General features: G+C 63.6%; 19 protein-coding genes. 8 read left to right on the forward strand and 11 right to left on the reverse strand.

Annotated features, from left to right (window positions below; all coding sequences use genetic code 11):
- Nucleotides 1–94: 94 nt before the first annotated feature.
- The gene (locus AB1A62_RS08475) at nt 95–1,213 is read right to left on the reverse strand and encodes a class I SAM-dependent RNA methyltransferase (protein WP_366661076.1); all 1,119 of its coding nucleotides are present in this window, start codon (nt 1,211–1,213) and stop codon (nt 95–97) included.
- 278 nt (nt 1,214–1,491) lie between these two features.
- Here AB1A62_RS08475 and AB1A62_RS08480 point away from each other — a divergent pair, with 278 nt between their 5' ends.
- From AB1A62_RS08480 to AB1A62_RS08515, 8 genes are all read left to right on the forward strand, one after another.
- Nucleotides 1,492–3,225 (forward strand): ABC transporter substrate-binding protein, encoded by a 1,734-nt coding sequence (locus AB1A62_RS08480; protein ID WP_366661077.1) that lies wholly within the window; start codon nt 1,492–1,494, stop codon nt 3,223–3,225.
- Between the two features lie 156 nt (nt 3,226–3,381).
- Nucleotides 3,382–4,446 (forward strand): ABC transporter ATP-binding protein, encoded by a 1,065-nt coding sequence (locus AB1A62_RS08485; RefSeq protein WP_366661078.1) that lies wholly within the window; start codon nt 3,382–3,384, stop codon nt 4,444–4,446.
- Between the two features lie 7 nt (nt 4,447–4,453).
- A complete protein-coding gene (locus tag AB1A62_RS08490; RefSeq protein WP_366661079.1) occupies nt 4,454–5,554 on the forward strand; it encodes an ABC transporter ATP-binding protein in 1,101 nt (366 codons plus the stop codon).
- Entirely contained in the window at nt 5,554–6,417 is an 864-nt protein-coding gene (locus AB1A62_RS08495; protein WP_366661080.1) for a sugar ABC transporter permease, read from the forward strand. The genes AB1A62_RS08490 and AB1A62_RS08495 overlap by 1 nt, the downstream gene beginning before the upstream one ends.
- Before the next feature lie 13 nt (nt 6,418–6,430).
- A complete protein-coding gene (locus AB1A62_RS08500) occupies nt 6,431–7,228 on the forward strand; it encodes a carbohydrate ABC transporter permease (protein WP_222505253.1) in 798 nt (265 codons plus the stop codon).
- Nucleotides 7,228–7,506, forward strand: coding sequence for a DUF2160 domain-containing protein (locus tag AB1A62_RS08505; protein ID WP_039150888.1), 279 nt, complete (start codon nt 7,228–7,230; stop codon nt 7,504–7,506). Before AB1A62_RS08500 ends, AB1A62_RS08505 begins: the two co-directional genes overlap by 1 nt.
- A gap of 299 nt (nt 7,507–7,805) precedes the next feature.
- Nucleotides 7,806–8,222 (forward strand): BlaI/MecI/CopY family transcriptional regulator, encoded by a 417-nt coding sequence (locus AB1A62_RS08510; RefSeq protein WP_366661081.1) that lies wholly within the window; start codon nt 7,806–7,808, stop codon nt 8,220–8,222.
- Nucleotides 8,212–9,354: a M56 family metallopeptidase gene (locus tag AB1A62_RS08515; protein ID WP_366661082.1), complete on the forward strand. Its 1,143-nt coding sequence runs from the start codon at nt 8,212–8,214 to the stop codon at nt 9,352–9,354. Before AB1A62_RS08510 ends, AB1A62_RS08515 begins: the two co-directional genes overlap by 11 nt.
- Before the next feature lie 90 nt (nt 9,355–9,444).
- Here the strand turns inward: AB1A62_RS08515 and AB1A62_RS08520 are convergent, their stop codons facing one another.
- The 10 genes from AB1A62_RS08520 to AB1A62_RS08565 all read right to left on the reverse strand — a co-directional run bounded on the left by AB1A62_RS08520 (nt 9,445) and on the right by AB1A62_RS08565 (nt 21,643).
- Nucleotides 9,445–10,542: a GNAT family N-acetyltransferase gene (locus AB1A62_RS08520; protein ID WP_366661083.1), complete on the reverse strand. Its 1,098-nt coding sequence runs from the start codon at nt 10,540–10,542 to the stop codon at nt 9,445–9,447.
- 13 nt (nt 10,543–10,555) lie between these two features.
- On the reverse strand, nt 10,556–11,491 hold the full coding sequence (locus AB1A62_RS08525; protein WP_366661084.1) for a sulfotransferase: 936 nt from the start codon (nt 11,489–11,491) through the stop codon (nt 10,556–10,558).
- Complete coding sequence (locus tag AB1A62_RS08530) at nt 11,488–12,594, reverse strand: GNAT family N-acetyltransferase (RefSeq protein ID WP_366661085.1); 1,107 nt, start codon at nt 12,592–12,594, stop codon at nt 11,488–11,490. The genes AB1A62_RS08525 and AB1A62_RS08530 overlap by 4 nt, the downstream gene beginning before the upstream one ends.
- Nucleotides 12,595–12,596: 2 nt before the next feature.
- On the reverse strand, nt 12,597–13,772 hold the full coding sequence (locus AB1A62_RS08535) for a GNAT family N-acetyltransferase (protein WP_366661086.1): 1,176 nt from the start codon (nt 13,770–13,772) through the stop codon (nt 12,597–12,599).
- Nucleotides 13,765–14,928 carry a glycosyltransferase gene (locus AB1A62_RS08540; RefSeq protein WP_366661087.1) on the reverse strand — a complete coding sequence of 388 codons (1,164 nt, stop codon included), beginning with the start codon at nt 14,926–14,928 and terminating at the stop codon, nt 13,765–13,767. The genes AB1A62_RS08535 and AB1A62_RS08540 overlap by 8 nt, the downstream gene beginning before the upstream one ends.
- Nucleotides 14,925–16,148, reverse strand: a complete 1,224-nt coding sequence (locus tag AB1A62_RS08545; protein ID WP_366661088.1) for a glycosyltransferase family 4 protein — start codon at nt 16,146–16,148, stop codon at nt 14,925–14,927. Before AB1A62_RS08545 ends, AB1A62_RS08540 begins: the two co-directional genes overlap by 4 nt.
- Before the next feature lies 1 nt (nt 16,149).
- Nucleotides 16,150–17,571, reverse strand: coding sequence for an O-antigen ligase family protein (locus tag AB1A62_RS08550; protein WP_366661089.1), 1,422 nt, complete (start codon nt 17,569–17,571; stop codon nt 16,150–16,152).
- The gene (locus AB1A62_RS08555) at nt 17,568–18,653 is read right to left on the reverse strand and encodes a polysaccharide deacetylase family protein (RefSeq protein WP_366661090.1); all 1,086 of its coding nucleotides are present in this window, start codon (nt 18,651–18,653) and stop codon (nt 17,568–17,570) included. Before AB1A62_RS08555 ends, AB1A62_RS08550 begins: the two co-directional genes overlap by 4 nt.
- 217 nt (nt 18,654–18,870) lie before the next feature.
- A complete protein-coding gene (locus AB1A62_RS08560) occupies nt 18,871–20,331 on the reverse strand; it encodes a hypothetical protein (RefSeq protein WP_366661091.1) in 1,461 nt (486 codons plus the stop codon).
- Between the two features lie 85 nt (nt 20,332–20,416).
- On the reverse strand, nt 20,417–21,643 hold the full coding sequence (locus AB1A62_RS08565) for a sugar transferase (RefSeq protein ID WP_366661092.1): 1,227 nt from the start codon (nt 21,641–21,643) through the stop codon (nt 20,417–20,419).
- Nucleotides 21,644–21,671: the final 28 nt, after the last annotated feature.

Consider the following 21,671-nt stretch of genomic DNA (forward strand, 5'->3'; position numbering starts at 1 on the left):
CTCCCCTATTGCTCCGCCCGGCAGGATAGCCGGGCCGGGCGCAGGCCGGAAACAGAGACCAAACGTCACAAAATGAGCCGCCGGGGCGGCCGCCTCAGGGCAGCGGACCGGTCTTGAACAGGCGGATTTTCAGGCCGCCGTGTGCGACCGGCGCGCCGAACGGCAGGAACGGCAGATTAGTTGCCTTGGCCAGGCTGGTTTCCGAGGTGACAATACCCACGCGCCAGCCAGAGAAGCGCTCCGTCAGCACCTGCCCCAATGCTCCGTAAAGGGCATAAAGCAGTTTCTTGTTGCCGATCCGAGCGCCATAGGGCGGGTTGACGATGACCAGGCCCGGCGTACCGTCCGGGCGCTGCAGGTCGCTGACCGCGGCCTGCACGAAGCGAGTGCAGTCCGCCACACCGGCGCGCTCTGCGTTGGCAGTGGACATCTCCACGGCGCCCGCGTTGCGGTCGGAGCCGTGGAACAGCATGCCCGTTTCGCGCGCCTCGCCCTGCTGCTTCAGCGCTTCCCAAGCGTCCGCATCGAAGGTTGCCAGCTGCTCAAACGCAAAGCTGCGGCTGCGGCCGGGCAGCAGGCCCTTGGCGATCTCTGCCGCCTCAATCACAAAGGTGCCGGAACCGCACATCGGATCGACCACTGGTTCGCTGCCGTCAAAGCCGCATTCGCGCAGGAACAGGGCGGCAAGGTTTTCCCGCATCGGCGCCTTGCCGACGGCGGATTTGTGGCCGCGCTTGTGCAACCCCTCGCCCGAAGTGTCGACGCTGAAGACGCAGAGGTTGTCCTCAATCCTGAGCTTGACCGTCAGTTCCGCGTCCTTGCTGACCGGGGCGCCGAGGGTTTCGGCAATCGCCTTTTCCACCCGCTGGGCGGCAGCGCCGGCGTGGTAGATCTTGGACTTCTTGTTGGTGGAAACCTCCACCTTCAGCGGCACATCCGGACGCAGCACATCGCCCCAAGGGAACTTGCGCGACCGTTTGTCGAGCTGGGCCAGGTGGAATGCACGGAATTCGCCGATCCGCGCCAGCACCCGTGCAGCACCGCGCACAGACAAGTTGGCACGCCAGACCTCGGCCCAGCCTCCCTGCACCGTGACGCCGCCCGGCACTGCCTTGGGGGCAGCAAAACCCAGCTCCTTGGCCTCGGCCAGCAGCGCCTGCTCCAGTCCCGGCGGCGCGGTCAGGAAAATCTCGAATGTGTTGTCTTGCGTCATGCCGCCCTCCTTAGACGCAAAGCCTGGGCTCGGCGACTGTTTTTTCCGATCCCGCCATAGGAGAAGCCATCCTTGCGTCACAACCGCAGATGCTGCGCTGCCGCATGGAGAGGCCTCGCTACGAACGTCCAAAACGAACACTAATTTCTCAATTATTTCAGATATATGGCAATTACTAAAAAATTAGTTTGACAACATAATCCAACCTATGAAAGCTCTATGCCAGTCAGGTGCCGCCGATGCGCAGCTGACCTCAAGAGACTTTCAGGGAGGAAAGGATGCGTAAGTATCTTCTCTCCGCAGCAGCCGTTTGTGCGGTGGTTGCGGGATCAATTGGCTATGCCGACGAAATGGCGGCCAAAAAATGGATTGATGAAGAATTCCAGCCGTCGGTTTTGACCAAGGATGAACAGCTGTCGGAGCTGCAGTGGTTCATTAACGCGGCCGAGCCCTACAAGGGCATGGAAATCAACGTGCTGTCCGAGGGCATTCCCACGCACAGCTACGAGAGCGAAGTGCTGACCAAAGCCTTCGAGGAAATCACCGGCATCAAGGTGAACCACCAGATCCTGGGCGAAGGCGAGGTCGTTCAGGCCGTGCAGACCCAGATGCAGACCAAGCGGAACCTCTATGACGCCTACGTCAATGACTCCGACCTGATCGGCACCCACTCGCGCCTGCAGCTCGCGTACAACCTGACCGACATGATGGCAGGCGACTTCAAGGACGTGACCAACCCCGGCCTCGACCTGGATGACTTCATGGGCACCCAGTTTACCACCGGCCCGGATGGCGACCTGTACCAGCTGCCCGACCAGCAGTTCGCGAACCTGTACTGGTTCCGCAAGGACTGGTTCGACCGCGAAGACCTGCAGGCCGCGTTCAAGGAAAAATACGGCTATGACCTGGGCGTTCCGGTCAACTGGTCGGCCTATGAGGACATCGCCGAATTCTTCAGCGAGCACGTCAAGGAAATCGACGGCACCGCGATCTATGGCCACATGGATTACGGCAAGCGCGCGCCGGACCTTGGCTGGCGGATGACCGATGCCTGGCTGTCGATGGCCGGTGCAGGATCGAAGGGTGAGCCGAACGGTGTGCCGATCGACGAATGGGGCATCCGGATGGAAGACGGCTCCTGCAACCCGGCCGGTGCCAGCGTGACCCGCGGTGGCGCCGCCAACGGCCCGGCAGCGGTCTATGCGATCCGCAAGTGGGACGAATGGCTGCGCAAATACGCGCCTCCGGGTGCGGCGTCTTATGACTTCTACCAGTCGCTGCCGGCTCTGGCACAGGGCAACGTGGCGCAGCAGATCTTCTGGTACACCGCCTTTACCGCCGACATGGTGAAGCCGCAGTCCGAAGGCAATAACACCGTCGACGCCGAGGGTAACCCGCTGTGGCGGATGGCGCCCAGCCCGCACGGCCCCTACTGGGAAGAAGGCCAGAAGGTCGGTTATCAGGACGTGGGTTCCTGGACCTTCCTCAAGTCCACTCCGCTGGAACGCGCCCAGGCTGCCTGGCTCTATGCCCAGTTCGTGGTGTCCAAGACCGTGGACGTGAAGAAATCGCACGTTGGTCTGACCTTCATCCGCGACTCTTCCGTGAACCACGAGAGCTTCACCGAGCGCGCACCCAAGCTGGGCGGCCTGGTCGAGTTCTACCGCTCGCCTGACCGCGTAGCATGGTCGCCGACCGGCATCAACGTGCCGGACTATCCGAAGCTGGCCCAGATCTGGTGGCAGCAGATCGGTGACGTGAACTCCGGCGCCTTCACACCGCAGGAAGCGATGGACCGTCTGGCCGAGGAAATGGACATCACCATGGCCCGTATGCAGCGCGCAGACGAGCAGGCGAATGTCTATGGCGGCTGCGGCCCGCGCCTGAACGAAGAGAAGGACGCGGAGTGGTGGTACGCCAATGGCGGCGCCAAGCCTCCGCTGGAGAACGAGAAGCCGCAGGGCCAGACCGTCAACTATGACGAGCTGGTGGCTCGCTGGGCAACCAACTAAGGCCTCCTCCCGGTCCGGCCAGCGATCCCCATCATCTGGCCGGGCTGCATCAGGCCCCGGGGACTCTTTCCCGTCATCCGGGGCCCTTTTCCCCAAGATCAGAGCGCGCCTCTGCCCCGCGCGCGAACAGGCCGCCTGCCGGAAAGTCAAAGCAAGATGGCACTCGAACTCAAGGGTGTGACCAAGCGCGTCGGCGCCATTCAGCACATCAAGGATACCTCCCTGCTGCTGGAGCCCGGTCACTTCAACGTCCTCCTCGGCGCCACTGGCTCCGGAAAGACCTCACTCATAAAACTGATGGCGGGCCTCGACCCGATGGCCAGCGGCCAAGTGCTGATGGATGGCGAAGATGTCAGCCGTCTCAGCACCCAGAAGCGCAACATCAGCCTGGTGCATCAGTTCTTCATCAACTACCCGCATATGACGGTGTTCGAAAACATCGCCTCGCCGCTGAAAGTGGCTGGAATGGCGAAGTCGGAGATCGAAGGCCGCGTCGAGGAAGCTGCAGCGATCCTGCAGCTGAAACCGATGCTGCACCGTCGCCCGCATGAGCTGTCCGGCGGCCAGCAGCAGCGCTGCGCGCTTGCCCGTGCGATTGCCAAGGAAAGCCGCGCGGTGTTCCTGGATGAGCCGCTGGCTAACCTCGACTACAAGCTGCGCGAAGAGCTGCGCGACCAGCTGCCCGAACTGTTTGCCGGCCGCGGCGCGGTGGTGGTCTACGCGACCTCCGAACCCGAAGAAGCGCTGCTTTTGGGCGGCAAGACCGCGCTGATGCGCGACGGCCGGGTGTCCCAGTTCGGCCCCACCGCCGAGATTTACCGCAACCCCGGCAATGTCGATGCGGCGCGGGTGTTCTCCGACCCGCCGATCAACACCGCCGAGATCACCAAGCAGGGCAGCATGGCCCGCTTGGGCGCGGGCGTCACCTGGGAGCTGGCTGGCGCCGCCGCCGGGCTGGCCGATGGCACCTACACCATCGCCATCCGCCCGCACCACGTGCTGCCGCAGCCCCGCAACGGCGCCGATGTGCAGCTGTCGGGCCAGGTGCAGGTGACGGAACTCTCCGGCTCTGAAAGCTCTGCCCACTTCGACATGGGCTCCGGCAGCTGGGTCTCGCTGGCCCACGGCGTCCACCCCTACCAGGTGGGTGAGCTGCACGACTTCTACATGGACCCCGCGCAGGCATACTTCTTTGCCCCCGACGGCAGCCGCGCGGCGTGAGGCATCAATGGCTAAAATAACTCTCTCAAAACTGCGCCACAGCTATCTTTCGACGCCGAAATCCGACTCGGATTACGCGCTGAAGGAAATCGATCTCGACTGGACCGACGGCGGCGCCTATGCGCTGCTCGGCCCCTCGGGCTGCGGCAAATCCACCCTTCTCAACATCATCTCCGGTCTGCTGGTACCGTCCGAGGGCCAGATCCTGTTCGACGGTCAGGACGTGACCGCCCTGCCCCCGGATCAGCGCAACATCGCCCAAGTGTTCCAGTTCCCGGTGATCTACGACACCATGACGGTTTACGACAACCTGGCCTTCCCGCTCAGGAACCGCGGCCGGGACGAGGCCACGGTGCACCAGCGGGTGATGGCGATTGCCGAGATGCTCGAAGTCACCGAAATGCTGGAGCAGAAGGCGGCTGGCCTCAGCCCCGACAACAAGCAGAAGATCTCCATGGGCCGCGGCCTGGTGCGTGAGGACGTCAACGTGGTGATGTTCGACGAGCCGCTCACCGTGATCGACCCGCACCTGAAGTGGAAGCTGCGCTCCAAGCTGAAGGAGCTGCACCAGCGGGTGAAGGCGACGATGATCTACGTCACCCACGACCAGACCGAAGCGCTGACATTCGCCGATCAGGTTGTGGTGATGCAGCTGGGTGAGGTGGTGCAGATCGGCACGCCGGTGGAGCTGTTCGAGCGCCCCGCGCATACCTTTGTCGGCCATTTCATCGGCTCGCCCGGGATGAACATCCTGCCTTGCGAGCTGCAGCATGGTGCCGCCGTGTTCGCAGACCAGCAGATTGCACTGGAAGGCCCCATTCAAGGCGCAGCAGACGGCCAGACCGAAATCGGCATCCGTCCCGAGTTCGTCTCGCTGGCGGACCACGGCCTGCCCGCCACGGTCACCAAAGTCTCTGACATCGGCCGCCACACGGTGGTGGAATGCGAGGCCGGCGGCTGCCGTATCAACGCCGTCACCGAAGGCGCCGCGCCGGAAAAAGGCAGCGCCGTGCATCTGGCCTTCCGCCAGGACATGACCCGGCTTTACGTGGACGGCTGGCTTGCCACCGCCCCCGCCAATGCCACCGGCGAACAAGGAGCAGCCTGATGAAAACCGAAAACCAGAAAGCCTGGTTCTTTGTCCTGCCGGTGCTGGCGCTGGTCGCCTTCAACGCGCTCATTCCGATGATGACGGTGGTCAACTACTCGGTGCAGGAGACCTTTGGCGACAACGTGTTCTTCTGGCAGGGGCTGGACTGGTTCCAGCAGATCCTGCGCTCCGACCGTTTTCACGCAGCGCTTGGCCGCCAGTTCATGTTCACCTTCCTGATCCTGATCATCGAGGTCCCGCTGGGCATCGCGATTGCGCTGTCGATGCCGCGCAAGGGGTTCTGGGTGCCGGTGTGCCTGGTACTGATGGCGCTGCCGATGCTGATTCCGTGGAACGTGGTCGGCGCGATGTGGAACATCTTCACCCTGCCCGACATCGGCCTGCTGGGCTACTTCCTGAACCATATGCTGGGCATCTCCTATGACATGACGCAGGATCCCGTGGCGGCCTGGGTGACCATCGTCACCATGGACGTCTGGCACTGGACCTCGCTGGTGGTGCTGCTGAGCTATGCCGGCCTAGTGTCGATCCCCGACGCCTACTACCAGGCGGCCAAGATCGACGGCGCCTCCAACTGGGCGGTGTTCCGGTTCATCCAGCTGCCGAAGATGAAGACGGTGCTGACCATCGCCATACTGCTGCGCTTCATGGACAGCTTCAACATCTACACCGAGCCGTTCGTGCTGACCGGCGGCGGACCCGGCAACTCCACCACGCTTTTGTCGATCGACCTGGTGAAAATCGCGCTTGGCCAGTTCGACCTCGGCCCCGCCGCTGCCATGTCGCTCATCTATTTTGCAATCACGCTCCTGGTCTCCTGGCTGTTCTACACGCTGATGACCAAGGACGACCTGAACTAAGGGAGGGATCAAGATGCAGAAACGATCCATCGTCCCCATCGTCTATATCCTGTTCCTCATGCTGCCGATCTACTGGCTGGTGGCGATGAGCTTCAAGACGACCAATGAAATCCTGTCGGGCTTCTCGCTGTTCCCGCAGACTTTCACGCTGGACAACTACAAGACCATCTTCACCGATCCTAGCTGGTACTGGGGCTACATCAACTCAATCGCCTACGTGTCGATCAACACGGTGATCTCCATCGCGGTGGCGCTGCCGGCGGCCTACGCCTTCAGCCGCTACCGGTTCCTGGGCGACAAGCAGCTGTTCTTCTGGCTTCTGACCAACCGGATGGCACCGGCTGCGGTGTTTGCGCTGCCGTTCTTCCAGCTCTATTCCGCGGTGGAGCTGTTCGACACACATCTGGCTGTTGCCCTGGCGCACTGCCTGTTCAACATTCCGCTGGCGGTGTGGATCCTGGAGGGCTTCATGGGCGGCGTGCCCAAAGAGCTGGACGAGACCGCATTCGTTGACGGATATTCCTTCCCGCGCTTCTTTGCGACGATCTTTGTGCCGTCGATCAAGGCGGGCGTAGGTGTGGCAGCCTTCTTCTGCTTCATGTTCTCCTGGGTAGAACTGCTGCTGGCGAAGACCCTGACCGCCGTCGCCGCCAAGCCGATTGCCGCCACCATGACCAAAACCGCCTCCAGCGCGGGCTATGAACTGGGACTGTTGGCTGCGGCCGGCACTCTGACAATCATTCCGGGCGCCATCGTGATCTGGTTTGTCCGCAACTACATCGCGAAGGGTTTCGCGATGGGGAGGGTGTAATGCTTTCATGGATGGCCTGGACCTGGCCCACTGCCCTGTTGTTCATCGGCATTTTCAGCGCCATCGGTGTGCTGATCATCGCCGAAATCCGCCACCCCGGCGGCGCGGCCCGCAAGGGCGTGCTCGGCCTCACCACCACCCGCGGCGACCGGCTGTTCATCAGCCTCTTGGGCACTTCCTACATCTTCCTGGCCTGGCTCGGCCTGGTGGGGATGCCGCTGTGGTGGCCGCTGGGGCTGTCGATCGCCTGGGGCATCTTCTGCTTCTGGAAGGTCTGATGCCCTGCGGGTCAAGGGGGCCGAAGGCCCCGCCGCAGGCGGCTTGCCCTTGACGCGCCGAACCAAAACACAATCGGGACAGGCCTTGAAGGCAAACCTGCCCTTCAAGGCCTTCTCAGCCAAAACCCTGAACCGATGCGCCAAGCTGTGACCTCAGGACTGGCCCGTCACCCCGCAACTTACTGAGAAGACTCGCGCGGCAGCGCACATTTTGACAACAAAAGCCCCGCCGCCGCGCATCTTCTAAAAAAATAGTTTTCACGGAAGCCTGCTTCCCCTAGCATGACTGGAACGATCACATGAGCCGGACTGCCGAGGCGATGCGCAAGAAACACGACACTTCCCTGCTGACCGAGGTTGAGCTGGAATTCATGACCGTCGTCTGGGACATGGGCGGCGGCACCGTGCGCGATATCCTGGCCGAGCTGAACAAGGTGCAGGAACGCGCCTACACCTCGGTGGCCACGGTTCTCAAGATCATGGAACAGAAGGGCTTCCTGACCAGCGAGCGCAAGGACCGCTCCCTTGTCTACCGCCCTGCCGTTCCCAAGGCAGACTATCAGAAGACATCTCTGAAGAACCTTTCGAGCAAGCTTTTCAACGGCGCGCCCGCCGCATTGGTGGCGCGGCTGGTCGATGATGAGGATGTGACCAACGAGATGCTCGAGGAGATGCGGGCGCTCTTGGAGGAAAGGCTGGGGGATAATGAACGCTGATGTTCTGCTGAATGCCTATATTGATCTGAATATCCTGCTGCTGGCGGGCACCCTGTTGTGGTTCGCCGCCCGCAAGGCGCTGGCGCGCAGTCCGCTGGGGCGCGCCTACCGGCCGCAGCTGCGGCTCTTGAACGGGATGACGGTGCTGCTGGCCGCCTCCCCGGTGCTGATCCTCGCCTTCACCCGGTTCGTCATCGCCCATCCGCCGAATTTCTCCGACATGCTGGTGTCGCAGTACCTGCAGGGCAACGTCAGCATGAGCGCGGGCACGTTTGAGGCCACCCTGGGCCTCCGCGAGGATGCGGTGCGCGGCCTCACCAGCCTGCAGCCGGCCTGGGCACAGGCGGTTACAGCGGCCTTTGCCGCCGGCGCGCTGATCTGTTTTTCGCATGTTGCGATCTCTGTTTTCCGCCTGCGCCAGAACCTGGCGGGCGCCTTTGCCTGGAAACGCATCGGCCGGGTGCAGCTGATGGTGTCCGACGACATTCGCGTGGCCTATTCCACCCGCGGGCCGTTTTGCCGCTATGTGGTGCTGCCCACACAGCTGCTGAATGACTCGTGCGACCTGCGCCTGACTGTCGCGCATGAACTGCAGCACTTCCGCCAGCGCGACATCGAATGCGAATTTCTGCTGGAGATGCTGCGCCCGCTGCTATTCTGGAACCCCGCTTTTTACCTGTGGCGGCGCGAGGTGCGGCTGTTGCGCGAATTTGCCTGCGACCAGGCACTGATGGCGCGGCCCAGCTTCGACGTGCGCGCCTATTGCGAATGCCTGATCCGCGCCTGCGCCCATGCTGCCCGCGGACCTGCCCTGTTCACCCGCCGCAGCCCGGCGGTGGCGCTGGTCGACCGGCGCGAAACCCGCCGCGGCGCTTCTCTGCAACGGCGGATCATTGCGGTAACGGCTGTCCAGCCGCAGGGGCCGAACTCGCTCGGCTGGGGTGCTGTGTCTTTGGCGATGGCCGGGGTGGTGCTGGCAACCGCCGTGTTGCTGCAGCGGCCCAGCGACTGGAGCCATGATCGCATCATGCTGTCGACGATCGTCAACCTGGAGCGCATGGCAACCCGCAACAGCACTCCCGACCTTGCGGTTAGTGCACTCAACGGCGGCTTTGCAGTTCCCACCCCGTAACCTTTGAAAACAGTCCCGGAATGTTTCCGGCGAAGACGGCGGCAGCCTTACTTTCCAGGCGAAGATTCCCCTCTGATTTGAGGTTTAGTCTTAGGTCCGCGGCCGCGGTTTTTGCGGTCTGAAGGCCTGACGCAGAAGTTGCAGCTGGCTGGCAGCCTCCAGGCGCAGCCGCGCACCCGAACCGGCGCAGCTGATATTCAGGGTGAGAGTTTGCATCCGGCTATTGGTCATCCGCTTGATGTTGTGGCGGGCTGACCACAAGTTGAAAGACGCGGCTCCTTCGTCCAGGCTGAGTTTGATGGACCGGTACATAAGGGCCGTCCCCGCGCTCAGCTCGCAGCCCTTGGGGGTGATGGCAGTGAAGTAGCCGTGATGCGCTCCGCCCTGCTCTGCTAGATTAAAGACAAAGGCAACAGGCTCCCCTTGGCACGACACCGACCAAAACCGCAGTGTTCCGTCCCGCGCGCAGCCGCGGATTTGGGCTTCATACAGCCGCAGACCGACCCGGCGCATGCGCGGGCAGTTCTTCCAGCTGGCAGCCACCACCGCGCGAAAAACCTTTACCGCTTCCTCCGGGTCATCGTCTGGCGTGCACAGGCCGACATCGCAGCTGGCAGCCATTTTCCGCTCGGCAGCGCGCAGGTTGCGGCGGTTCTTGCTGCTGAGCTGGGCTTCCAGTTCCGCGCCGCTTGCCACGTCCTCAACCAGGTAATAGCCCAACCCGGCACTGCGCTCGACGCTGTATCCCCGCTGTTCGAAAGCGTGCGCCAGGCTGCAGCCCAAACGGTGGTCCGCCGGCAGGTTTTCAAATGTGAGGTCCAGCCAGCGCATCCGCTCCAGTGTCTGCACCATTGCCCAGGCCAGCTCGTCCTGGTTGTCCTGCGGATCAAACAACAGGTCGAAGACAGGAGAAGAGCCGTAAACAGGCGGGCCGGCACGCCAGGCAAAAGCCGCCTTCCAATCTCGCCGCCGGAACAGCGGAACGAAACCCGCCAGATCCAGGCCCCTCCATAGGCACAGGCAGGCAGGTCTCTGCCCCTGAGAAACCGCCGCGCTCGCCCACGGCAGGAAGAAGCCTGGCCTGTCATAGGCACCTGCTCCGGCAGCTGCAGACAGTGCCGCCAGCTGCCCTTCAAGCGCCTGCAAATCAGGCAGGCGGCTGGCGATTTCAACTCGCAGCGGCTGCATTCCGGTCTCCTCCTTATTCTGCCTGATCCCCCGGCCAGGCTCTGCTTCCAGCACCATTTGCCGCCGACGGCCAGACCCAGACAGGAAAGTCTGATGGCCGCTGGCTGGCAAGGCGCCGCTGAGCCGCAGCAAGCAGCGGCTGCGGCACGGCGCGCGCCATCGCTTCGGACACTCTGGCCACTGTCAGATCCGCGGCCGTCAGCGCCCGGCTGCGCTGGCTTTGGCTGGCGAAACTGGAATTCGGGGGAAATTCCGTTTGCCGGATGCCGCCCGCCTCTAGCCCGGCAGCCGCCAGCAGCGGTGCCAGCACTTTGCCCGGATCCGCGCACAAGGCCTCATATTCCGCCCAGAAGACGCGTTCCGTGCCCAACTGCCGCTGCAGCCGGCGCATGCATCGCAGATGAAACACATTCGAGGCGCAGGCCCGCCCGATCAGCAGGGCGCGCCGCGGGTAGGACGGAGGACGGCGGCCATAGGACCACAGCCGCGAACGCAGGAAACCAGGGTTCCGGCGGCTCACGCACAGAAACAGCGCCCTTGGCACCGCCTTGGCAATGCCTGGCCCCAGCAGCGTATGGTGCGGCGATTTTTCAACCCAGGCCGCTGAGCCCTGCCGCCGCGCCAGCGCCTCCATCACCCGGCAGAACAACTCAGCCGGGCTGGCGCTCGCCTCGGCCGCATCTTCTCCCCAATGGCGCGAAAACCCGCAGAGCCGGTAGTATTCGCTGCTTAGGAAATGCCCGGCCGCATCGGCGCGCCAGCCGGGGCTAGGCCAGGGCTCCATAGAAGGGGCGAAATGCGAGAAATAGACGCTTTCATGCACCCCGTGGTGACGCTCAGCCGTCACCGCAGCAATTCCGGGCTGCGCCGCCAGCAAATTGGCAGCCAAAGTAGTGCCGGAGCGCTGCAGGCCTAAGACAAAAATGGGAATGGGCTGAAATGCGTTCATGCATGCCCCTCCGTCCGCGTCCTCATCCTGCGGTAGGCATGGCGCAGGTTGAACAGCAGTGTATGGCTAGGCTGGCGCAGCGGCAGCACATAAGCCGGCACCAGCGGGACCACGTCCGGATTGAAGGCGGATTTGAACTGTGCACGGTTTCTGCTGCCACGAGAGGTGTGTGCGCCGCCAGCCCCGGGCAGACCTGCGGCCCCGGCCATGTCGTAACGCGCAAAGCCTTGTGCCTGGGCAATTTTCAGCGCCTCCCAAACCAGCGGATACCCCGCAGCGGCACTGGAGCCTTCATCACAACGGGCGAGGACCAGCCAAAAGGCACGGCTGCCGTCGGCAATCATCACATGTCCTGCCACCAGCCTGCGCGCCTGCCAGGCAAGCAGGAACGCCCCGCGGCCGCGGGTCATCTGCCATTGCGATGCCACTGGCGGCACGGATTCGAGGCCCAGTCCGCGGGCGCGGAAGAAGGCCTGCATCAGCGGCTCGAACTGCAGGGCTTCTTCGAGGCTCGCGGCTGGGCGCACCTCAATGCCCGCTTTCTGCGACTTGCGGATTTGCCGCCGGCAGCGCTGCTTCAGCCTGGATTGCAGCTGTTCAGCGGATCCGTTCAGCCCGACCAGTGCAGTATCCGCATGCTGCGATTGTGCGTCGGAAGGCAGCCGGACCGCACCGGCAGCCTCCAGCCCTCCACAGACCCGCTGCACGTCCTGTTGACCGCTCCAGCGCGGGTTGAGCTGCATCGAGCAACAGCCCTCCCGGCGCAGCCGCGCCGCAAACGCAGGCAGAATATGCGCCAGCGCCTCCGGCGTTCCGGTGACAGGACCGCGCCGGAAATTCGCCAAGTACCGCCCCGGGGCGAGCCGGGTGAGGCGCGCAACGCCGAAGCCGGCAATGCGGCCATCCGGATAATAAGCTGTCAGCGTCAGATAGCGGTGACGCGGCGATGGCGGGCAGCAGGCGGTAAAGCCAGGAGACTGCAGCCAGGTTGCAGGCGGGCAATCTTGCAGGAAAGCTTCCACTTTGCTGCGGACCGCGGACGGCAGCACCTGATCCAAGCTGACACGGATTCCTGCATTTGCGGTGTCAAGCTGCTGCAGCATGATCAAGGCCTCCCCTTGCCATCGGCAAGGATGTCGGCCCGCCGCGGCCTCCGGTTTGGCAGAAAGCCGCGCACGCCGGTCAGTTCCCGCAAGGCATCTTCCAGCTTCAGCAGCCAATAGGCACGGCTGCCCCGCCGCACTCCCCGCAAGCGCCGGACCTGATACGATCCGGTTTCGAAATCCCGCAAGTAGTGGGTCCTGCGCCCGAACTCGAAGCGCACGGGCTGTCCCTGCCCGGTCACTGCCTGCAGGCCGTAGTACATGACGCACCGGCCAGGTGACAAATCGGAGAAAGCTTCGTCAAACTCCGAGAACAAGCCGTACCAAGTTTCCCGGCAGCGGACCGCGCAAAAGGACGCGATGTCCTGTTTTCCTACCTGCATCAGGACCAGGCTGCCGCAGCCCCGCGCGGCAAGCCGGTGCCACAGTTCATCCAGGAAGGCGCCGCCACCCTGCAGCGCGGCCAGACCGGTTCCCGATTTCTGCTTCCAGCTGCGCTGCGACAGCGCGAGCATCCTTTGCACCGGCGCACCGTCCTGCGACTGAAACACCTCCAGCTCCACCTTGGCCTCGTGCAGCTGCCTGCTGCTGACCCGGACTTTCTTACGGAAGGAGCGGCTGCGGGTCTGGCAGTAACTTTCCCAATCGGTGAGGTTCTCCGCGATTGAGCTGCCCTGAACGCGGTCGTGCCACAACTCCAGCCCACCAAGGCGCAGGCAGCGGGTGGTAAACACGTCAAGTGTGCAGACCCGGAACAACGCCAGTTCGATGCCAGCCCGCGGTGCCGTCTTGCACACGGCGTCCAGCAGCGCCCTCAGTGTTTCTCGGCTGGTGGCGAGAAATTCGAAGAAACCCGCGTAGTTGCACAGCCAACCAGTTAAAACCCGAGGCCGGTAGAAGGGCAGCAGCTTGCTGAAACGCTTCCGGACCAGGCACATCGGCGCGGCGGCCACCATCCGGTTGGCTTGCCAGACGGTGACGATCCGAAGCTCCCCGGGCGGGCCAAATCCCGCGTGCTGTGCCGCCAGCCAGTCAAAGGAAGAAAACAGGCGCCCGCGGCAGCGCTCGTGCATGCTGCGCCACTCCGGCTCCAGAACCGCCACGTCTTCCCAGCGGCTCAGGATCCGGGTCTGCAGCTGTTCAGGCGCTGCGGACTGCAGGGCCGCGACGTCACTCATCCGCCACGCTCCTTGCCGGCGCCCAGCGCACGCTGTGCACCCCGGCCATCGCCCGCAGGATTCCAAAAGCCATTGCAGCGTGACCCAATACGAAAAAGCGGCCGAGCCCCGAGCCAGGCAGTCGCGCCAACGGCGGCCACAGCAGCGCCCCACCTGCCCCCCCGTAGACCAGCAACTGCACCAGCAGGGCCGCGGTATAAACTCCGCCCTGCGCCGCCGCAGCAGAGAGGCTCAGCACCAGCAGAACAGGCAGCAGAAAGGCCACAATCCGCCGCAGCCCCTTGTGCAGCAGCAATTGCAGCGCGTAGAGCCCGTACTTGCCAGGGTTCATAAGCCGACGCATCCGCATCAGGCCGCGCCAGCCCCGTTCCGTGGATCGGACCCGCCGCATGAACTCATCCCCCGTGTGGCTGGTAACTGCTTCCTGCGCTACGGCCCCGGGTTCGAACACCAGGCGGCGGTGCAGCGCGGGAGCTTGCACTGAGATAAAAAAATCGTCAGCAACATCCCCGGGGACCCTCTCCGGCACCAGTGCACGGCGCATGCCATAAAGCGTGCCCTGGGCCGACACGGCGCCGCCCAGGCGGCTCTCTGCTGCTTTCAGGGCCGAGTCATAGGCCCAGAACAGACGTTCGGCCCGCGCTAGCCAGCCGCCGCGGCCCTTGCGATGCTGCGGCTGCAGGCGGCCGCAGACACCGCCGGTGTCCGGCAGCGCGAAGGGCGCCAGAAGGCGCCGCAAAGAACCTGGTGCCAGCATGCTGTTGGCGTCCGAGAAAATCACCACATCCGCCTCGATCCGGGCCAGCCCGGCAGTCAGAGCCTGCGCTTTGCCGCCATGCTCCGGCGTCTGAAAGGCGCGGACACGCGGGCTGTCCAGCGACAGCGCCTGCTCCAGTGTCGCGTCCTCGGAGCCATCGGAGACCACCAGCACATCCACCTCGTGCGGGCCGCAGTCCTGCTCCAGGACGGTCTTCAGCTTGGCCCGGATCGCGGCTTCCTCGTTGCGGGCAGCGATCAGCACCGTGGCATGCAGCGGCTGTTCCGGAGGCAGCGGCGCCCGGCGCCCGAACACGGCGGCCAGAAAGCACCACAGCAGCCCGTAGCCCGCCAACGAAAAAGCAATCAGCCCGGCGCATATCCAGAACAGCAGGATCATTCCGCGGCCCTCCCCAAAGCCGATGCAGAATGGGCGCGGAACAGGTCGAACTGGCGGCGCGCATTGACCGCCAGCGAAAACTCCGCCTCCACCAGCCGGCGACCGCGGCAGGCGATGGCATAGGCTGCCTCAGGGTCGGCATGCACGTCCCCCAGCGCCCGAACCAGTTCTTCAACGGATCCCGGCTCAATCAGGAACCCGGTCCGGCCAGGGCGGATCAGCTCCGGGATGCCGGACACATTGGTGGAGATCACCGGGCGCTGGAACGCGAGCCCCTCGATCGCGACATTGGGGATGCCTTCGGTACGTCCCGAAGGGCCGATCACAGAAGGTGCCGCGATTACATTGGCGCTTTCATAGAGTTTACTGACTGCAGCAAAATCCTGCTTCCCCAGGAATGCTACCCGCTGCCCCAGACCCAGTTCCGCCGCCAGTGCCTCGAGCTTGGCGCGTTCCGGGCCATCGCCGGCCAGCGAGCAGCGCCAGTCCGGGACCTTGACCGCAGCCAGCGCCCGCAGCAGCACGTCCACACCTTTGCGGACCTGCAGAGAACCCACATAGACCACGTGAAACGGCCCGTCTTGCGGCGGCGGTCCTAATTGCGGGACCTTCTCCACATCGACGCTGGAGTGGATCACCTGGATATCCTCAGCTCGCAGGCCGCCGACGTGGCTGGCCAGGAAATCACGTCCGTAATTGCTGATGGTGCGGACAAAGGCGGCCTCGCCCAGCTTTTCCGCCAGCAGCCGCTGGGTGCGGAAAATATCGTGGGCGCGGCAGCTGACCGAATACGGGATACCGGTCAGCCGGTGGATCACCCAGGCCGCAGTTGCCGGATGACCCGCAAATTCTGCATGCACATGATCGGCGCCCCAGTCGGCCAGTTCGCGTGCAATCGCGCAGGCGGCAACAGACACCACGGCGGATTTCCCGGCCAGAACCGGCTTGCCGCCCTGCTGCGCGCCGATCACTGCAAGCGGCCCGGCCATGCTGCCAAGCCGGGCTGTGAAACTCGCAAGCGTGCGCGGGGTGATCAACCCGGCGTGGCGGGCGATGGCCCGGGTCGGTTCGGCAAAGCCGTGCAGCACTTCGGACTTGTTGTAGGGCGACAGGTGATAGAGCCGGACGTCACCTCCGAATTCCAGAAATTTCATCACATCCCGCAGGATGAAGGTCTCAGTGAACTTCGGATATTCCGTAACGATGACAGCCAGCCGCATGTCAGTTTCCCCCACCCCCGTTGCCCGCCTGGCCTGTGCCAGCTGTCCCGGTGCCTCCCCCAAGGCATAGTGTCCGGGCCGCCACACAGAGTGCGGGCAGGATCCACATAAACTTAGTGTCTTCGTTGGGCATGAACAGCGACGCGATCAAAAAGGCTGCAAAGCCGTAGGCCACCGCCCTGGCAAAAACCGACAAGCCTGGCACCGCGGCGCGCGCGGCCTGAACCGCCGATTTCAGGGCGGTCAGCATCACCCCCAGAAACAGCGCCAGGCCGATCAATCCCAGCTCTGCTGCTACTTCCATGTAGCTGTTGTGCAGCTGCCGCGGCCCCGGCTCCCGTCCCGGATACCAGCGGAATTCATCCCCGGCATAGTAATGCGGGTAGTTGCCGGGGCCGACACCGAAGACCGGGTTCTCATACAGAAGCTCCAGCCCGATCAGGTTGTAGGAGAACCGCCGCAGCAAGGTTCGGTCGGCCCCCTGTTCAAAGATCGTGCCCATGCGGTCCCAATAGACTTCGGGCACGAATGGCAGCGCCACGGCGGTCCCGGCGGCAAGGCACACCAGCATCAGGGGAAACAGGCGGTGGCTGCGGTTCTGCCACATGTAGATCAGCGCGATCAGCACCAGGGCAATTGCCGCCGAGCGCGCAAGCGTCAGCACCAGCGCGGCCATGCCCACCAGCACCACGGCGCCGCTGAACCACCTGAGCGGTCTGTGTTCAAAAAACAGAACCGCCGCAATCACCACGGTGCACAGCAGCATATGCGCTGCCGTGGTCGGGTTGTAATTGGAGGCGCCGGCGCTGCGGGCCTGGCCCTCGAACTGGGCGGTGGTGGCAGCGGCTTCGGTTGCCACCAGCCGCACGCCCAGCATGCTTTCTGCCAGCACGAAAAGTCCCGACACCAGCCCGGTCCCCACCAGCACCCAGACCATGGCGCGCAGCCGTCCCGGGGTATCCGCCAGCGCAACGATCAGGAAGAACAACACAATCACGCTGGCAAAGCCGATCACATGCTCCTTGCCTTCCGCGCGGAATTCGCAGGTCAGGTAGGAGATACAGAGCCAGATCAGAAACAAAACAACCAGTGACTTGGTCCGGCTGGCCGGCCCCAGCCGCAGATGCCGCGGCTTGCGGTAGCTCTGCAACAGCATCCCACCCAGAGCCGCAACGCTGAGCAGCTTGAACGCCGAAAGTGGCAAGGCCTTGGACAGAAGGCCTGCCAGCGCGTCGAGATGGGAAAAGACGACCAGCAGCAGCGCCGCAGCATAAGGGTTCAAAGTCAGCATTCCGCCGGCAGCAATGCCGGGCACCAGCATCAGGCCCTTTTTCGGCGACTCGGCTGCATAGGCGACCAACAGCAGCGCCAGAAAGCCCAGTCCGCCCACCAGCAGCAGATATCCGGTCAGCCGCCAGATCATGCCGCGCGCGCGTCCTGGCGCTGCCGGCTGCGCTGCCTGCGCTTTCTAAGGCGCTTAAGAACGGCCTTGCTTAGCCCCGCCGCCAGGATCAGCAGATACCAGTAGGAGTTGCCTTGGAAACAGCGCACCGTGGCATGGAAATGCCAGGTGTCAATCCAGGCATTTGCAAACCCGGCAGCGTTTTCTCCGGCATGGACCCGGCTGATGACCGACGGATCCTCGCCCGCCCGGTTGCTTCCCTGCCCGGCAGTGGTGGCCAGATAGCCTTCCTCGGCTGCAATCCGGCGGGCCAGGCCGGAGGTGCGGTTCTGCGGCCAGCAGAAAAGCTCTGGCGTTTTGCCAAGCCGGGCCTTGAACTCCGTCCGGCAGCGGGCCAGTTCGGCACGGACCCGGGAGGCGTATTCAGCTTGTGTCTCCAGCGCGCCACCTGCAAAGGCGGGCGCCGCCAGGGCTGCGTCGCTTTCCGGAATCGCGGTTCCGGCAGGAACGACAGGCGGAGTCTCCGTCATGTACCAGTCATGCTTGCTGCCACGCATGGCCGCCCATTGTATCCAGGCATGGCGTTTCCAGTTTTCCCGGGTGAGGTGACCCACTGCGCGGGGGCTGACCGGCACCCGAATGTGATCGACTCCGTGCGGCTGCACGTCAAAGACCTTGCCCGGGCCTGCCTGGTCCAGCACCCGGATCTCGCCCCAGCTGAGGTATCCGTCCCAGCGCGCCGGGCTCTTGGTGTCATCCAGAGTTTGCGGTGCGGGCCGCTCCGGTGCCGCGAATTCCAGCGAGACAAACAGGGTCGCCTGCATACCGTGGCGACGCAAAATCGGCGCGGCGGCAACCCAATTGTCCAGGTAGCCGTCGTCAAAGTGTAAAAGCACCGTGCCCTCAGGAACAGGCCGGCAGGCACGGCGGCGGCGGATGAATTCCGCCGTATCCATTACCGTGCAGCCCATCTGCTGCAGCTGAGCCAGCTGGCGGTCCAGGGTTTCAGGCCGAACCGAGGTCTCTGCTGCCCAGGGCAGCCAGGAGGCCTCCGCGCTGACGCTGTGCCAGGTCAGGCAAGGCACGCCGCCGCGCCGCCGCATCCAGCCGTCCGCAACCCATAGCCAGCACCCCAAAGCGGCTGCCCCGCTCCATCCCGGTACATTCGCATCGGGCAGAGCACCCGAACCCAGCACAGCCCAGATACCCAGTATGACGGCAATGCCGCCGCCCCAAAGAACAAGCGCCCTGTGCCGCTCCGCTTTGCGGCGGCCGCTGCCCAAGGATGTGTTGTGCTGAAGCACCCCCGGTCACCTCCTGTCAGCCTTTCAAAAATACCCCAAAAATATTCTCCACCCCCTGCCCTTGCAGCCGGGCAGTCAGCCCCTGCAGCGCTTCCTCTGCCACGGTGCCGGGACGGATCCCGATCACCACCCAATTCAACCCCCTGGCATTGCCCATGCAGAAGCTGTCATTGGCACCGCCCAGGTCAGTCACCTTGACCCCTGTTGCAGGCACCGCTTCGGCGCGCCCATCAAGCAGGCGCCCAAGCTGTACAACCGTCTCGCGGGGACCGCCGGGCACCGCCCGGACTGCTGCAGTTCCACCCTGGTCCCCCACCAGGCCTGCCACACGTTCCAAGTGCTGCTCCTTCTGCATCTGGCGGCCTTTGAGACGGCGCAGGGCAACCTCGATCACCGCGGTCAACCGGCGGCTTTCCTTGTCACTGCCCACTGCGGTCACGGCGCCTTGCCAGGGAATGGCATTGCATTGCATGTTCATCTTCTTGGCGAGTTCTGCCAGCTTGGCTCGTTTGGGGCGATGGAGCGCTATGGTGCCCAGGGCCCGCGGCCCGAACTGCCGCCGAAGATCGGCGTCGGTTTTGACAGTGCCAGAGAAGGTATCCGCGCATATCACCAGAAAGGCCGATGCCATGACCCAGCCGATTATGGCAAAGATGGTGTTGACGATCACCCGCGGGAAAGCAGGGTAGAGCGGCACAATTGCAGGATCGATGACGCGCAATGCGGCGAAATTGTTGGCACGGGCCAGCCGCAATGCCTTGATCTGATTTTCCAATTCGGAAAAATTTCCGTTGCCCTTGGCAATTTCCCTGCTCAGCACTTCCTCCATCCGGCGCGATGCGGTGTCAGCCTGGGCCCGGGCATACGCGACATATTCGTCAGCCACGAAGTTGGCAGCCGCTGCCGCCAGTTCGGGCTTATTCCAATAGACCTTGATCTTCAGGATGTAGGTGCCTTCGACCATATCCACATCAATGGAATCCTGCAGCGTCAGCACCGCGTCTGTGTAGGGGTCAAGCTGCACATGCCGCCCCGAATTCAGGATGTTGTAGATCCGGCGGGCGCTGCGCCGGAAATCGGTGAAGCGCTCCCCGATCTGGTGCTTGAGACGCGCCAGCTGCGGCTCTGCACCTGCCCGAGGCTCCGCATCGGCGGACCGAACTGGCGGAGGATCAGCGGGAATTTCAGCCGCCATCCGGTCCACGGTCTTGGCGGCAATTTCCCGGCTTAAAAGATATTCGATATGGGTTTGAGTCAGCAGGTTTGCCGGGTTGATCGTGGTGGACCGGACAAAGTTCTGGCTGAATGCCAGCTCTGTCTGCGTCGGCAGCAATGAAACCTTGACCGACGCCACATAGGCTGGCGAGACATAGAGAAAGAAAGTGCTGATTGCGGCGGTGCCGCCGACCAGGATCACAAAGACAAGGGCAACCAGCCCTCGGTAGTAGTGCAGCAGCTGTCGGTAATGGGCTATCATAGCCGGCCTCCCCGGTGATCCGCCTGCAGCCCGCATTGCTGTTCCACTGTGCGGGCGTCTGCCCGCTGCTGCCGGCTGCCCCTGGTCATGACGAAATCACCGACGATTGCAGCAAGTACCGTTCAACGAAATGCTTCGCCCCCTTGGACGTGGTGGAGTAGGTCGCATAGTTTGCAAACCCGCTGCGGCCGATCCCGACAGGTTCGCAATGTTCGATTTTTGCCCGCACCCTGAGGCGGCAAATACGCCCGGACTTGCGGGTGCGCACCAGCATCACGAAGTGCTCGCCCTCGGGAAAGGGGCGGGTTGAGACGAATTGCAGAACCTCATCCGAAATGCCGCAGATCGCTCCAACATGGGTGCTGTTGCCTGCCGACAGCTCTACCTTGCTATCTGGCGGGCAATTGAAACCGGCCCGCAGCCATTTGTGCGCGGCAAGCGGGCGGAACCGGTCCGCTATCCCAGACAGTGCAAGACGGGCTGATTTTGCCAGCACGCAAAAGCCGACATAGGCCAGAAAGCCGAAAGCGGCGCGGTAGCGGATCGGCGTACGACAGCACATGCGGTTGAACCGGGCCCGCAAGTGCTTGGGGGTTTCGTGGGTCATCAGCGCCTGCGCAAAGCCGACCAGCCCCGGGCGGATGCGGAAGCGCTCTTCGTAGCCGGGTGCTTGTTCACGGTAAAGGTCTTCGATTTCCGGCCTTATCGGCCGCGGGCCGACAAACACCATGTCGCCGCGCAGTATGTTGATCAGTTGCGGCAGCTCATCCAGCCGCGAACGGCGCAGATAAATGCCAATTCTTGTCTCCGTCATGGATCGCCGCGGCAAGGTCTGGTCGCGGGTCACCGTGCCGGCATTGAAGCTCAGAGTGCGGAACTTCAGGATGTTGAATTCCTTGCGGTCCTTCCCAAGGCGGCGGCCGGCATAGAACACAGGACCGCGCACCAGCAGCTTCTGCATCACGATGATCAGCAGCATAAGCGGACTGACAAGCGGCAGCAGGAGCAGTGCCAGCCCGCGGTTGATCACAGTATCCAGAAGCGGATTGGAAGGCGCGTAGCCGGTGCGCAGCTCGGCACCGCTCAGCAACCCCCTGGTTTTCGCCCCCGAGGCGGATGCACGTGCCGGTACCGGAACAACGCCAGCCACACCTGCGTCCTCTGCCGCCCCGGCGGCACGCCTTCGCTGCGGCTTTGACTTGGCCCTTCGTTCTGCAGCACTTGCCCTTTTTGCAGGAACGCTAATCTGGCCATCAATACGAGTTGCAGCACCGCCCCCCCCGGACGGGCCGCGAAAGAAAACCCGGTTCATTGTATACCCCCATACAATTCCCAGTATT

The organism is Leisingera sp. JC11, assembly GCF_040704725.1.
GTDB lineage: Bacteria > Pseudomonadota > Alphaproteobacteria > Rhodobacterales > Rhodobacteraceae > Leisingera.